The following is a 15,324-nucleotide window of genomic DNA, read 5'->3' on the forward strand; positions in this document are numbered from 1 at the left end:
ATTAGGAGTTTACAATTATGCCTGAACAAATAATGAATAATTTAAACGAAAGAATGGAAAAAGCGATTGCTAGTTTACGTCGTGAATTAGCATCTATCAGAGCTGGTAAAGCTAGTGCAGCTGTTTTAGATAGATTAACAGTTGATTACTATGGTGTACCAACTCCGATTAACCAAGTCGCAGGGGTTTCTGTACCAGAACCTAAAATGCTTGTAATCTCTCCATATGAAAAAACTTTATTAGGAGATATTGAAAAAGCTATTCAAGCATCTGATTTAGGATTAAATCCGGCTAACGATGGTACAGTAATTCGTATCGTATTCCCAGCTTTAACTGAGGAACGTCGTAAAGAACTTGCTAAATTAGTAGGTAAAGAATCTGAAGGAGCTAAAGTTGCTGTACGTAATGTTCGTCGTGATGCAATGGATGCTATGAAAAAATTAGAAAAAGCTTCTCAAATTACTGAGGACGATTTAAAAGGATATTCTGATGATATTCAAAAAGTAACTGATAAATTCGTTGCTGAAATCGATAAAGTTACTAAAGAAAAACAAGATGAGTTAATGAGTGTATAATAATATGGAAATGACAGAAGTTATTGCTAAAATTAATTCACTTAACGCTACAAAAAGAGAGCGTGAATTAACTGCTGAGGAAGCAGAAGAATTAGCTAAATATAGACAATTATATTTACAGAATTTTAAAGCTAATATGAGAAACATATTAGATAATACAAGAGTAATTAATGAAAATGGAGAAGATATAACTCCTAAGAAGAAAGGAAATTAACAATGAGTGCAACTGCAGTTACAATTTTAGTTGGAGCAATTTGTTTACTTGTCGGTGTTGTTGGAGGTTTCTATCTAGCAAGACGTAATTTCATGAACTACATGGAAAAAAATCCTCAAATTAACGAAGATATGGTTATGAGTATGATGAGTCAAATGGGACAAAAACCATCTCGTAAAAAAATCAATCAAGTTATGAGCAACATGCAAAAAGCGCAAAAACAAGCTCAAAAACAAATGAAAAAATAATTTAAATAAAACAGATGTGTAATAATACTGCACATCTGTTTTTCATTTATTATTATATAAAATCTTTTTCAATTGATGATTGGATTTCTAAAGTCTTTCCTGTAACAGGGTGGGGAAAAACTACTTTTAATGCTCCTAAATACATTTTTTCGTATTTATAGCCGTCTTTTGAATATAATTTATCTCCTATTATCGGAACACCTATGGAAGCTAAATGGACTCGTATTTGATGAGTTCTACCTGTCTCAAGAGAGACAAGTACTGCAAATCTATTTTGATCTAATTTACTACATTCAAGTATATTAGTAATAGCATTCTTGCCGTTTCTAGTTACAGCCATTTTGTTTTTCTCTTTACTATCTCTTCCTATATTAGTATTAATAGTTTGTGGTTTAATATTGTTTTTTATTAATGCTGTATAGTAGCGTTTAATTGCTCTTTGTTCAAGCATTTGGTCTAGTTTAGCTTTTATTAGAGGGGTTTTTGCTAGAATTACTAAACCGCAAGTATCTATATCAAGTCTGTGAATAGGTTCTAGATAGTTATAATCCGCTATTAAATAATTAACTAGTGTATCATTTTCATCTTCTATATCATTTGGATGAGTTTTAATACCGAATGGTTTTGATGCGATAAGAATATAATCATCCTCGTATTCTTTATTTATAGTAATGGCAGAACTTGCTAAGTACTTAGAATTTGCTAAACTTATATTTACTTCTAGTGAATCATTTGTAGATAAGCTTGATATTAAATCCGCTTCTTTGCCGTTTATTTTTATTGTATTTTTATCGTGATGGCTTTGCATTCTAATTGTATGTATATTTTTTTTAGACACTTTTAAAAATTGACTTAAATAACTTTCAACTGATGGGAAAGGTTGTATTATTTTAAATTTCATTATTATACCTTAATTTCTTTCTTATTTTTAATAGTATTATTATATCCTAAAATCAAAAGATAATAAAGTTTAAAATCAATTTGCTTTTAAAATAAAAACTTTGTGAATATGATAATTTTAACTTGATTTTAACTTGAAAATATAGTAATATATTATTTGTGTTTTAACAATACTAAACACGGAGTTTAATATAGATAAACTTAATTAACGATAAGTTTACTAGTGGTAAACAAAGCTAACGATAAGTTAGATAATAATAAACAAAAATAACGAAAAGTTAAATATAATTAAACAAGTTGTACTTTGTTTAAAATATTAAGGAGACATTATGTATTCTATAGGTGAAAGATTAAAAAGACTACGAATCCAAAAAAACCTCACCCAAGAGGAACTAGGGGAGCGTACAGATCTCAGTAAAGGATATATATCCCAGGTAGAGCGTGATTTAGCATCTCCATCAATGGATACTTTTTTCAATATCCTCCAAGTACTAGGTTGTGCTCCTAAAGATTTCTTTGATAAGGAGAGTACTAGTCAGAAGGTATATTATTCAGTTGAAGATCAAACTAGTTATGAAGAAACTGATGAAGGTTATGAACTTACTTGGTTGGTTCCAGAATCGAATGAAAAAGAGATGGAATCATTAATTCTTAAATTAGAAAAAAATAGTAATTATAAAACATTCGATCCTTCTGAATCAGAAACATTATGTTATATACTGAAGGGAAAATGTAAATTAAAACTAGGAGAGGAGGAGTTTATAGCCTCAGCTCATGAAAGTTTTTATTTTTTAGCTACCTCTGAACATAGATTATCAAATCCTTTTGATGAAGAGTGTGAAGTATTGATTGTAGCGACTAATTCGTATTTATAAGGAGAAAATAATGGCAAATATTGTTGAATTTAAAAATGTATCAATGTCTTTTGGTAATACACATGTATTAAAGAATATTGATTTAGAAATAGAAAAAGGAAAATTCTATACGTTACTAGGTCCGAGTGGATGTGGTAAAAGTACAATTTTAAAATTAATTGGTGGATTTTTAAGTCCAACATCAGGTGATGTAGTACTTGATGATAAAGTAGTTAATGATCTACCTGCGAATAAGAGACATGTAAATACTGTGTTTCAGGATTATGCGTTATTCCCACACATGAATGTATTTGAAAATGTAGCTTTTGGATTAAAAATAAAAAATGAAAAAAAAGAAATTATTAAAAAGAAAGTAAAAAAAGCTCTTAAGCAAGTTAACTTAGCTGGTTTTGAAAATCGTGATATAAGTGAGATGAGTGGTGGACAAAAACAACGTGTTGCTATTGCTCGTGCAATAGTCAATGAACCTGAAATTATCCTGTTGGATGAATCACTATCAGCGCTTGATTTAAAACTTCGTCAAGAGATGCAATATGAGCTTCGTGAACTTCAACAACAAACAGGAATCACATTTATTTATGTAACTCACGACCAAGAAGAAGCGCTAGCGATGAGTGACTACATCTTTGTAATGAACCATGGTAAAATAGAGCAAAGTGGTACCCCTACTGATATTTATGATGAGCCGGTAAACCGTTTTGTAGCTGACTTCATCGGTGAATCAAATATTGTAAATGCTGTTATGTTAGATGACTATTTAGTTGAAATCTACGGTAAACAATATGAATGTGTAGATGCTGGTTTAGATAAAAATAAACGTGTAGAAGTAGTTATTCGCCCAGAGGACTTAGAGATTACAAGCGCTGATAAAGGTAAAATCAGTGTAGTAGTAGATACTCAGTTATTTAGAGGAGTTCACTATGAAATCTGTTGTTTAGATGATCAATACAATGAATGGATTGTTCACTCAACAAAACAAGCTAAACCAGGAGCAGCTGTAAGTTTAAACTTTGATCCTGAAGCGATTCATATAATGGTACCTGGAGAAACTGAAGAAGAATTTGATGCTCGTCTTGAATCATATGAAGAGGAGGAATAAAAAATGTTTAATAGAAAAACACGTTCATTTTTTATGATTCCATATGTAATGTGGATGTTACTTTTTGTAGTATTTCCTATATTACTTATCTTCTACCATTCATTTAGAGATATTGATGGTAATTTTACACTTGAAAATTATAAGATATTTTTTAGTAGTACTTATGTATTAATGACACTTTATAGTTTTTGGTATGCATTTTTAATTACGCTTATATGTTTAATAATTAGTTATCCGCTAGCATTTGCTATTAATAAAAGTAGACATAAAGAATTATTACTTCTATTAATTATCTTGCCGACGTGGATTAATATCCTATTAAAAACTTATGCGTTCTTAGGATTATTTGGTGAATATGGAACAATTAATAGTTTCTTAGAATACATTGGTATCGGAACTCAAAGTTTACTATTTAATTCATTTAGTTTTATTTTTGTATCAAGTTACATATTCTTACCATTTATGTTATTACCTATTTATAACTCGGTTTCTGGTATGAATAAAAACTTAATAGAAGCGTCTTATGATCTAGGTGCTGACTTTAAAACTACATTTTTAAAAATTATTTTACCATTAAGTATTAATGGTGTTAAAACTGGTATTCAGGTAACATTTATTCCAGCTCTATCATTATTCATGATTACACGACTTGTTGCTGGGAACAAAATTATCAACTTAGGAACAGCTATTGAAGAACATTTCTTAGTAACTCAAAACTGGGGAGTAGGTTCAACAATCGCGGTATTCTTAATAGTAGTAATGGGAATTATAATGGTTCTTACAAATACTAAAGACAAAACTAATTTTGGAGGTAGAAAATAATGAAATTAACTTCAAAAATATATTTAGGGGTTATCTTTGCAATATTATACATACCTCTAATTTACCTAGCATACTACTCGTTCAACTCAGGTAAGACAATGATTGATTTCGAAGGTTTTTCTTGGAAACATTATGTAGATTTATTTGAAAATACGCGTATGATGGTTATTGTAATTAACACGGTTGTTGTTGCATTACTCTGCGGATTATTTTCTGCTATTTTTGGGACACTGGGAGCATTAGGAATATATTCTTTAAAATCTAATAAACAGAAAAATTCTTTCTTAGTAGGGAATAATATTCTGATTGTAAGTCCTGACGTTATTATAGGATGTTCATTCTTGTTAATGTTTACATTTATTTCTAAGTACACAGGTTTAGATACTATTCAAGGGTTTTGGTCAGTATTATTGTCTCATATTGCATTTAGTATTCCAATAGTTGTATTAATGGTATTACCTAAACTATATGAGATGCCAAGAAGTATGGTTGATGCGGCGATAGATCTTGGAGCATCTTATCCTCAAGTATTAAGTAAAATTGTAATTCCTTATATTACTCCAGGGATTTGGGCAGGCTTCTTTATGGGATTAACTTATTCTTTAGATGATTTTGCTGTGACGTTCTTTGTGACAGGTAATGGATTCCAAACACTTTCTGTTGAAATTTACTCAATGGCACGACAAGGAATTAACTTACAGATTAATGCTTTATCTACAGTTTTAACTATCTTTGTTGTTGTAGCGGTATTAATTTATTATGTAATCAATACTAGTAAATTAAAAAGGGAGGTAAGATAATATGAAAAAATTACTTATTTCAGCTATTTCAATATTGGTTATTTGTTTAGGATTGTTATATAGTCGTAATTTTATAAATAGTTCAAATAGTGGTGATAAACAAACTTTAACAATTTTCAACTGGGGTGAGTATATTGATCCAGAGTTAATTAAAAAGTTTGAGGAAGAAACTGGAATTTCAGTTGTTTATGAAACTTTCGATTCAAATGAAGCAATGTTAACTAAAATTCAATCTGGATCTACACCGTACGATATTGTAATACCATCTGATTATATGATTAAGAAAATGAAAAAGTTAAATCTACTTAAAAAATTAGATCATAGTAAAATTGAAGGTTTTGATAATATTGAAGAGCAATTTAGAAATAAAAGTTTCGATCCAAACAATGAATACTCGATTCCTTATTTCTGGGGAACGTTAGGTATACTTTATGATAAAACTAAAGTTCCAGAAGATCTTAAATTTGAAAAATGGAATGACCTTTGGGATGCACGCTTAGAAAATAATATATTATTAATAGATGGTGCTCGTGAAATGATGGGAATTGCTCTTCAATCAGAAGGAAATTCAGTAAATGATACTAATGAAGTAGATTTAAATTTGGCAGAAAGAAAATTAGAACTACTTCACCCAAATATTAAAGCAATTAACTCTGATGAGAAGAAAATGCTTATGATTAATAATGAAGCATGGGTATCAGTAGTTTTCTCAGGAGATGCTAAATCAATTATGGAAGAAAATGAAAATATGGTTTATGCATTACCTAAAGAAGGTACTAACCTATGGTTTGACAATATAGTAATACCGAAAACTTCTAAAAATGAAGATGCAGCATACAAATTTATTAACTTTATGTTAAAACCAGAAAATGCAGCGAAAAACTCTGAATTTATTGGGTATGCAACTCCTAACGCTAAAGCTAAAGAAATGTTATCAGAAGAAACAACAAGTGACGAACAATTCTATCCTGATTTAGAAAGCTTTGGAAATAGAGCTGAAGTATATGAAGACTTAAATCCAAAAATGATTCAGTTCTACAACGATCTATTCTTGAAATTCAAAATTAACAATAGAAAATAAAACGAAATTATCGTATTAATCATAACTCTCTTTACTGATAGAAATTTCAGTGAGGAGAGTTTTTTTATAAGTTTTGACCATCGTTGTTTTGTTAATGTATAATAAATTTGAAAAATAAAATAGCTAAGTGAAGTACAAAAAGGGGTGCATTACTATGAAAGTTAGTACAGCGATTTTACTGATGTTACCGTGTGAAATCTTAATTTTTTCGTCTATCCTTCTACCTAGTGAGTATATAGAGTATGCTGTAGCTATTATAATGTTTTATCTTGCAGGTGTTTTATTTGTTATAGCTAAGTATATTATAAGAGGGGATAATGCCCATTTAATTAGTGGTATCAGTATAAGTTATGAAGAAGCAAAGTTACCAGAAAATATTGAAAAGTATGCAAAGGATAGTAAAATAACTGGGAGAATATTACAGATAGTGAGTATAATTTGTTTTGTTGTGGGAATATATTTTGTTGTAACTAAATAGCTAACAACAAGACTAAGGGAATTATTCTTAGTCTTGTTGTTTTGTAAAAATATAGAGTAATGTGCTAAGTTAATAATGTGTCTGTTCTGCTATATTTTACTATTAGTACTGTCGAAAATATGGTATAATTAATAAGTTAAAATAATTTAGGAGGTTTGTATGTTTCAAGCATTATATAGGAAATATCGACCACAAACTTTTAATGATATAGTTGGTCAAAATCATATAGTTTCTGTGTTGAGAAATGCGATTGACAAAGATCAAATAAGTCACGCCTATTTATTTTATGGATCAAGAGGAACTGGTAAAACTTCTATAGCAAAGATATTTGCTAATGAGGTTAATGGAAATGAAATATATCAGAAAGAAAATGTTGACATAATTGAAATAGATGCAGCTAGTAACAATGGTGTTGATGAAGTTCGTGATATCAAAGAAGCTATTAAATTTCTACCAACTGAAGGTAAATATAAAGTCTATATCATAGATGAAGTACATATGCTAACAACTGCTGCGTTTAATGCATTATTAAAAACGCTAGAAGAACCACCAGCACATGTAATCTTTATACTTGCTACAACTGAAATTCATAAAATACCTGCAACGATTTTATCAAGATGTCAAAGATTTGAATTTAAAAATTTATCCCAAGAACAGTTGATTGATAGATTAAAATACATTGCAAAAGAAGAAAATTTAGTTATTGAAGAAGCAGCAATAGAGAAAATTGCTACACTTGCTAAAGGTGGGTTGCGAGATGCGATTAGTATATTAGACCAAGTTTCTAATTATGCTGAAGAGATAACTTTGAATCACATATTAGAAGTGACTTCATCAATAAGTGAAGATGATATAATAGAATTTTATAGGGGATTACTACAAGGAGACGTTACAAAATCACTGTTAAAATATAATGAATTTGTATCTCAAGCAAAAGATACTAAGTTATTACTTAATGACTTAATAAATGTAACTAGAGATATTGTAGTATATAAAAATTTAAAAGATATTAAACACACTGTTTATAATGTTGAGAAAATTGCTACAGAAATAGATAGTGTTAGTTTTGATTATTTTTATAAAATAATAGAGTACTTATCTCAAACAGAACAGCACATTAGATTTTCAACTGAATATATGAGTTATATGCAAATTTGTATAGTAAAAATATGTTCTAAAGAAGATGTAGTTAATCAAAATAACTCAACTAGTAGTGTCCCAAATTCTGTGACTACCTCAAGAAATATTGAGTTAGAAAACAGGGTAAAACTATTGGAAGATAAGTTATTCCAATTAAGAGAGGAAATGAAGAATATTCCAGAGTTAGTTCAAAGTAATAATCTTCAATATAATACAAATAGTAATGTATCTCAAAGTACTGGCGTGGTTAATATACCAAAAGAAGAAATTAAAGAAGTAATAATAAAAGATAAAAGTAAGATTATCAAACTTATACAGGATTCAAATCCTAATCTTACTAATTACGCATCTAATGTATTTATAAAAATAATAAATGAGAGTCTAAATACAAATAATCCTGAAGTAACTACTATGAGAGAGTTATTTAAATCATGTAAACTTATAGCATCTTCAAAAGAAGGTGGTTTATTAGTCTTTAATGAAATGGATAATATGGTTAAGATGGCTCCAAATTCTAAATATAAAAAATATTTAGAGAGTTTATTTAAGCGATTTATTGGTGTTGAGTATGAAATATATACAATACAAGATCATCAATATGAAATACTAAAAGATGAACTAGATAATCCAGTACAAGAAGTACATGAAGAGAAAGATGAAATTGAAGAAAAAAAAATAACAAAAATAGATGAATTATTTGGTGACATTATAATAGAAACTGAATAGAATGAAAAATATCTATGTAATAAAATGAAATAATTTGAAATGAATTGCAAATTATTGACAAGTTGTAAAATTTTAAATAGAATTATAATATAATTAGACATTAGGAGGAAATATTATGCGCGGAATGGGAAATATGCAACAAATGATGAGAAAAATGCAAAAAATGCAAAAAGATATGCTAGAAGCCCAAGAAGGATTAAAAGATCAAACGGTTGAAGGAACTGTATCAGGAGGTATGGTTACTGCAATTGCTAATGGTGATGGTAAAATTTTAGATATTAAAATTAAACAAGAAGTAGTTGATCCAGAAGATATTGAAATGCTTCAAGATTTAGTGTTAACTGCAGTTAACGACGCTTTAGAAAAATCAACTAAACTAAAAGAAGAAACATTAGGTAAATTTACAAACGGATTAAGTATCCCAGGTCTATAAGATGCAATATCCAAAACCAATTTTAGATTTAATAGAAAGTTATTCTTTATTACCAGGAATAGGGAAGAAGACAGCTGTGAGATTGGCGTTTCACACTCTAAAAATGAATGATAATGATATTAAAAACTTTGCAGACAGTTTAGTAAATCTTAAGGGAAAATTAACTAACTGTGAAGTGTGTGGAAGACTTAATGAAGAACATGTATGTGATATTTGTTCAGATTCTGGTAGAGATAAGTCGACTATTTGTGTCGTAGCTAATGATAATGACCTAGTTGCTATGGAAAATATGCAACAATATAGGGGAGTGTATCATGTGCTTGATGGATTGATTTCTCCAATGGATGGAATCGGTCCGTTAGATATTAATATAAAATCTCTTTTCGAACGAGCACAAGATGAAACAGTAAAAGAGATTATTCTTGCTACAAATTCATCTCCTGAAGGAGAAGGGACAGCAAGTTTTATTTCGAGATATTTAAAAAATACAGATATAAGAGTTACTAGAATAGCTCAAGGTATTTCTTTTGGTAGTGATATTGAGTATGTTGATGAAGTTACTTTATCAAGAGCTATATCTGGTAGAATAGAATTATAATTTAGGAGGACATTTTATGTCACAAAAATCAGTTAACGCGATAAAAGTTTTAGGTGTTGATGCAATTAATAAAGCAAAATCAGGACACCCTGGAGTAGTAATGGGTGCTGCACCGATGGCTTATTCTTTATTTACAAAACACTTAAGAGTAAACCCTAAGAAAACAGATTGGATAAACAGAGATAGATTCGTATTATCAGCAGGACACGGATCAATGTTATTATACTCTTTATTACACTTATCAGGATTTGAAGATGTATCTTTAGAAGAAGTTAAAAACTTCCGTCAATGGGGTTCTAAAACACCAGGACACCCTGAGTTTGGACATACTAAAGGTATCGATGCTACAACTGGACCACTTGGTCAAGGTATCTCTACTGCAGTTGGTATGGCTTTAGCAGAAAGATATTTAGCAGCAAAATATAATAAAGAAGGATATGATTTATTTGACCACTATACTTATGTAATTTGTGGTGATGGAGATATCATGGAAGGTGTTGCATCAGAAGCATCAAGCTTTGCTGCAGTTCAAAAATTAAATAAACTTGTTGTATTATATGATTCAAACGACATTTGTTTAGATGGTGAAACTAAAGATGCATTCTCAGAAAATGTGCGTGCTAGATATGAAGCATATGGATGGAATACAATTCTAGTTGAAGATGGTGCAAATGTTGAAGAGGTTAATTCTGCTATTGAACAAGCTAAAAAATCTGATAAACCAACATTAATTGAAGTTAAAACTATTATCGGAGCTGGATCTCCAAATAGACAAGGAACAAACGGTGTTCATGGAGCTCCATTAGGAGAAGAAGAAACTGCGTTATTCAGAAAAGAAATCGGTTGGGAGAATGAACCATTCGATATTCCTGCAGATGTATATGCTGACTTCAAAGCTAATGTTGCAGATCGTGGAGAAAGTGAATATGTTAAATGGGAAAAATTATATGCTGATTATAAAGCAGCATACCCTGAGTTAGCAAAAGAATTAGAAGAAGTTCTATCTCGTGAAGATATCAGCCGATTATCTAAAGAAAGTTTTTCATTCAAAAATGTAGGAGAGGCACAAGCAACTCGTAACTCTTCTCAAGATGCTATTAACAGTGTTGCAGCAGTATTACCAACATTCTTTGGAGGTTCAGCTGACCTTTCTCACTCTAATATGACATTTATTAAAGGTGATAACTTACAAGATGATTCTCACAGAACAGAACGTAATGTTCAATTTGGTGTTCGTGAATTTGCAATGGCAACAGTATTAAATGGATTAATGCTACATGGTGGTGTACGTGTATTCGGTGGTACATTCTTCGTATTCTCAGATTATCTAAAAGGTGCGTTAAGACTATCAGCATTACAAAATCTACCAGTAACATATGTATTCACACATGACAGTATTGCAGTAGGGGAAGATGGTCCAACTCACGAACCAATCGAACACTTAGCATCATTAAGAACAATACCAAATAGTTATGTATTCAGACCAGCTGATGCAACTGAAACACAAGCTGCTTGGTACTTATCACAAAAAACTAACGATAGACCAACTTCAATTGTTCTAACTCGTCAGAACTTACCAATCTTAGAAAATTCTTCATTCGAAAAAGTTGCTAAAGGTGCATACGTTGTTTATGAAACATCTGCAGACTTTGATACTATTTTAATCGCAACAGGATCAGAAGTAGCATTAGCAATTGATGTAGCACGTGAATTAGAAAAAGATGGTTCTAAAGTGCGTGTAGTAAGTATGCCATCAGTAGAGTTATTTGAAGAGCAATCTAAAGAATACAAAGAGGAATTACTACCATTAAATATCCGTCGTCGTGTATCACTAGAAATGGGTAACAGTGCTCTTTGGTACAAATATGTTGGTTTAGATGGATTAGCTATCGGAATTGATAAATTTGGTGCATCTGCACCTGCAAATAAAGTAATCGAAGAATACGGATTTACAGTTGAAGCAGTTGTAGAGAAGATTAAAAATGAGCTATAGAGAAGTTCGTCCAGGCGATATTATAAAGGTTAAAGTAACAGCTGTAAAACCATATGGTGCCTTTATAGAAACACGAGATAAAATGGTAGGATTAATTCATATTTCTGAAATTACTAATTGTTTTATTTTTGATATAAGTAGTTATATTAAACAAGATGAAATTTTAGAAGTGAAAGTATTATCAATAAAAGATAACAAAATTAATGCAACATTAAACTTTAAACAGAAAAAAGATACAGATAAAAAAGAGATTAATAGTTTAGATACATTGAATTTTGAATATGGTTTTGATACGCTAAAACAAAACATGAAGCTTTGGCAAAAAAAAGCTATGCTAGAAATGAGGAATTCTAAGTAATATCTATTGACAAACGTAACTTATCTGTTTATAATAACATACATATACTATGAAGTTTAGGAATTAAAAGTTAAGAGTATTATTTAACAGAGAGAATCTAGTGGTGAAAAGGATTCATAATAGAACTTTTATGCTACCTATGTAGTGCTTCGTCGGCATTCAAGCCGTTATAAAAACTAATGAGGAGTACAATGTACTTAAATTAGGGTGGTAACACGATTATAGTCGTCCCTTGTGTAATTAACTTTACACAAGGGACTTTTTTATTTATTTGTTAGCTTGAAAGGAGAATAATTTAATGAAACAACTAACATCAACACAAATTAGAAGAATGTACTTAGATTTCTTCGTAGAAAAAGGGCACAAAATTGAACCAAGTGCTTCTTTAGTACCAGTGGATGATCCAACTCTACTTTGGATTAACTCAGGGGTAGCTACTCTTAAAAAATACTTTGATGGTCGAGAAATACCTGAAAACCCAAGAATTACTAATTCACAAAAATCGATTAGAACAAATGATATTGAAAATGTAGGTAAAACTGCGCGCCACCACACATTCTTTGAAATGCTAGGTAATTTCTCAATTGGTGACTACTTCAAAAATGAAGCAGTGCCATGGGCGTGGGAGTTCTTAACTTCTGAAAAATGGTTAGGATTAGAAAAAGAAAAACTTTCTGTAACTATTCACCCGGAGGATACAGAAGCATATGAGCTTTGGCATAATGTAATTGGCCTACCAGAGGACAGAATTATTCGTATTGAAGGTAACTTCTGGGATATCGGTGAGGGACCATCAGGACCGAACACTGAAATTTTCTATGATCGTGGAGAAGATGCGGATACATGGTCTCCAAAAGAAGAAATGTACCCAGGTGGAGAAAATGATAGATATCTTGAAGTATGGAACGTAGTATTCAGTCAATATAACCACAATGCTGATGGTACATACACAGAACTTCCTGCGAAAAACATAGATACAGGTATGGGATTAGAGAGAATTGTATCTGTATTACAAGATGTTCCAACAAACTTTGATACTGATTTATTTATCCCTATTATCAGAGAAATCGAAAAACTTTCAGGAGCTAAATACGGTGTAAACGCTGAACAAGATGTAGCGTTTAAAGTAATCGCTGACCACATCAGAACTGTAGCATTCGCTATTGCTGATGGAGCTTTACCATCAAATGAAGGACGTGGATATATCTTAAGAAGATTATTACGTCGTGCAGTAAGATATGCAAAAGCTTTAGGTTTAAACAACTCATTCATGTATAAATTAACTGATGTTGTTGCTGAAATTATGGAAGATTACTATCCAAATGTTAAAGAAAGTGCAAACTTTGTTAAGGATGTAATTCTAAAAGAAGAAGATAGATTCCATGAAACACTGAATGAAGGTGAAGCTATCTTAAATAATATCGCTAAAGAAGTTAAGGATACTACTAAAGAAATATCTGGTAAAGATGCATTTAAACTTTATGATACATTCGGTTTCCCGATTGAATTAACAGAAGAGTATGCTGAAGAATTAGGATTAACTGTAGATATTGATGGATTTAATGAAGAAATGGAAAAACAAAAAGAGCGTGCTCGTTCATCACGTCAAGAAGATTCTTCAATGCAAGTACAATCTGACTTATATAATAGAATCGTTGGGAATAGTGAATTTACTGGATACACTAAACTTACTGACGAAAGTAAATTATTAGCTATAGTTGATGAAAACGATAATTTATTAGAAAACTATACAGGCGTAGAAAATGTAAAAGTTGTATTTGAAAAAACTCCATTCTATGCAGAAAGTGGAGGTCAAGTGGCCGATAGAGGTTTAGTATTAGCAGATGGATTCAAAGGCGAAGTTATCGATGTTAAGAAACTTCCTGATAAACGTCATATTCATTTAATTAAAGTGGTAGAGGGTGAATTAGTAGTTGGTAAAGAATACAAACTAGAAGTTGATAGAGCTTATAGATTAAATATTGAGAAAAACCATACTGCAACTCACTTATTAAACGAAGCACTTCGTCATGAAGTTGGAGCTCACATTAAACAAGCAGGATCTTTAGTAACTGATGAAAAATTAAGATTCGATATAACTCATTTTGCTCCACTTACGAAAGAAGAAATTGAAAAAGTAGAGCAAGAAGTAAATAAACAAATTTGGAATGCATTAGAAATCAAAACAGAAGAGATGCCTATAGCTGAAGCTAGAAAACTTGGAGCTCAAGCATTATTCGGTGAAAAATATGGTGATGTTGTACGTGTTGTTTCTATCGGAGATTACTCTATCGAACTATGTGGAGGAACTCACAACGCTAACAGTGCTGAAGTAGGTATCTTCAAGATTGTTTCTGAATCAGGTGTAGCGGCAGGGGTTCGTAGAATTGAAGCTTTAACAGGAAAAGCTGCATACGAGTATCTAAGAGAACAAGAAGAAACTTTACGTTCTGTTGAGAAATTAACAAAAGCTAATGCTTCAAATGTAGTAGAAAAAGTATCTGCATTACAATCTGATATTAAGAAACTATCTAAAGAAAAAGAAAGTTTACAACAAAAAATTGCTAATGCTGAATTAAATAACTTAGTAAATAATATTAAAGAAGTTAATGGTGTTAACGTACTGACAAGTGTCGTTGAATCTGAAAATATGAATCACTTAAAACAACTTGTAGATAACGCTAAATCAAAATTAGAAAATTATGTTATTGCTTTTGCTTCAGTAAATGAAGATAAAGTAAACTTCGTAGTAGCTGTAGATAAAGCTATCACTGATAAATACAATGCTGGAAAACTAGTAAACGTGCTAGCTACAGTATGTGAAGGACGTGGTGGTGGACGTCCAGATATGGCTCAAGCAGGAGCTAAAAATAAAGATAATATCGATAAAGCATTTAATGAATTATTAGCTAGTATTTAATTACTGATACATAAATCATAAGGAAGGGATTACCTATGGAATTAGTATGTTCAAGAACAACTAT

Annotated in this window: 16 protein-coding genes; 15 read left to right on the forward strand and 1 reads right to left on the reverse strand. The window is 30.7% G+C overall.

Translation table 11 applies throughout. The annotated features are described in order from the left end of the window. The first annotated feature begins 17 nt into the window (after positions 1-17). Genes frr through ACWOBP_RS01140 form a run of 3 tightly spaced genes read left to right on the forward strand, consistent with a single transcriptional unit; the run spans position 18 to position 1,037 of the window. Positions 18-575 (forward strand): ribosome recycling factor, encoded by a 558-nt coding sequence (frr, locus tag ACWOBP_RS01130; protein ID WP_294682796.1) that lies wholly within the window; start codon positions 18-20, stop codon positions 573-575. Between the two features lie 4 nt (positions 576-579). Continuing rightward, on the forward strand, positions 580-789 hold the full coding sequence (locus ACWOBP_RS01135) for a DUF896 domain-containing protein (RefSeq protein WP_455337093.1): 210 nt from the start codon (positions 580-582) through the stop codon (positions 787-789). A 2-nt stretch (positions 790-791) separates the two neighbouring features. Further along, the gene (locus tag ACWOBP_RS01140) at positions 792-1,037 is read left to right on the forward strand and encodes a YneF family protein (RefSeq protein WP_294682792.1); all 246 of its coding nucleotides are present in this window, start codon (positions 792-794) and stop codon (positions 1,035-1,037) included. Between the two features lie 52 nt (positions 1,038-1,089). Here ACWOBP_RS01140 and ACWOBP_RS01145 read toward each other — a convergent pair whose 3' ends face one another. Next, positions 1,090-1,938: an RluA family pseudouridine synthase gene (locus tag ACWOBP_RS01145; RefSeq protein ID WP_455337094.1), complete on the reverse strand. Its 849-nt coding sequence runs from the start codon at positions 1,936-1,938 to the stop codon at positions 1,090-1,092. A 328-nt stretch (positions 1,939-2,266) separates the two neighbouring features. Between ACWOBP_RS01145 and ACWOBP_RS01150 the strand changes: the two genes are divergently transcribed. The 12 genes from ACWOBP_RS01150 to alaS all read left to right on the forward strand — a co-directional run bounded on the left by ACWOBP_RS01150 (position 2,267) and on the right by alaS (position 15,260). Beyond that, positions 2,267-2,812 carry a helix-turn-helix domain-containing protein gene (locus ACWOBP_RS01150; RefSeq protein ID WP_455337095.1) on the forward strand — a complete coding sequence of 182 codons (546 nt, stop codon included), beginning with the start codon at positions 2,267-2,269 and terminating at the stop codon, positions 2,810-2,812. Between the two features lie 10 nt (positions 2,813-2,822). Then, positions 2,823-3,911, forward strand: coding sequence for an ABC transporter ATP-binding protein (locus ACWOBP_RS01155; protein WP_455337096.1), 1,089 nt, complete (start codon positions 2,823-2,825; stop codon positions 3,909-3,911). Between the two features lie 3 nt (positions 3,912-3,914). Beyond that, entirely contained in the window at positions 3,915-4,733 is an 819-nt protein-coding gene (locus tag ACWOBP_RS01160) for an ABC transporter permease (protein ID WP_455337097.1), read from the forward strand. Then, positions 4,733-5,533 carry an ABC transporter permease gene (locus ACWOBP_RS01165; RefSeq protein WP_455337098.1) on the forward strand — a complete coding sequence of 267 codons (801 nt, stop codon included), beginning with the start codon at positions 4,733-4,735 and terminating at the stop codon, positions 5,531-5,533. Before ACWOBP_RS01160 ends, ACWOBP_RS01165 begins: the two co-directional genes overlap by 1 nt. A 1-nt stretch (position 5,534) precedes the next feature. After that, positions 5,535-6,614, forward strand: coding sequence for an ABC transporter substrate-binding protein (locus ACWOBP_RS01170; RefSeq protein WP_455337099.1), 1,080 nt, complete (start codon positions 5,535-5,537; stop codon positions 6,612-6,614). Positions 6,615-6,768: 154 nt separating this feature from the next. Next, positions 6,769-7,092, forward strand: a complete 324-nt coding sequence (locus tag ACWOBP_RS01175) for a hypothetical protein (RefSeq protein WP_455337100.1) — start codon at positions 6,769-6,771, stop codon at positions 7,090-7,092. A gap of 159 nt (positions 7,093-7,251) precedes the next feature. Next, entirely contained in the window at positions 7,252-8,958 is a 1,707-nt protein-coding gene (gene dnaX, locus ACWOBP_RS01180) for a DNA polymerase III subunit gamma/tau (protein ID WP_455337101.1), read from the forward strand. Positions 8,959-9,073: 115 nt separating this feature from the next. Beyond that, positions 9,074-9,391, forward strand: coding sequence for a YbaB/EbfC family nucleoid-associated protein (locus tag ACWOBP_RS01185; protein WP_455337102.1), 318 nt, complete (start codon positions 9,074-9,076; stop codon positions 9,389-9,391). 1 nt (position 9,392) lies between these two features. Next, positions 9,393-9,989 carry a recombination mediator RecR gene (recR, locus tag ACWOBP_RS01190; RefSeq protein ID WP_455337103.1) on the forward strand — a complete coding sequence of 199 codons (597 nt, stop codon included), beginning with the start codon at positions 9,393-9,395 and terminating at the stop codon, positions 9,987-9,989. 16 nt (positions 9,990-10,005) lie between these two features. After that, positions 10,006-11,982 carry a transketolase gene (gene tkt, locus ACWOBP_RS01195; protein WP_455337104.1) on the forward strand — a complete coding sequence of 659 codons (1,977 nt, stop codon included), beginning with the start codon at positions 10,006-10,008 and terminating at the stop codon, positions 11,980-11,982. Beyond that, a complete protein-coding gene (locus tag ACWOBP_RS01200; protein WP_455337105.1) occupies positions 11,972-12,340 on the forward strand; it encodes a S1 RNA-binding domain-containing protein in 369 nt (122 codons plus the stop codon). The genes tkt and ACWOBP_RS01200 overlap by 11 nt, the downstream gene beginning before the upstream one ends. A 298-nt stretch (positions 12,341-12,638) precedes the next feature. Continuing rightward, entirely contained in the window at positions 12,639-15,260 is a 2,622-nt protein-coding gene (gene alaS / locus ACWOBP_RS01205) for an alanine--tRNA ligase (protein ID WP_455337106.1), read from the forward strand. The last annotated feature ends 64 nt before the right edge of the window (positions 15,261-15,324 follow it).

It is taken from the genome of Gemella parahaemolysans (genome assembly GCF_053758945.1).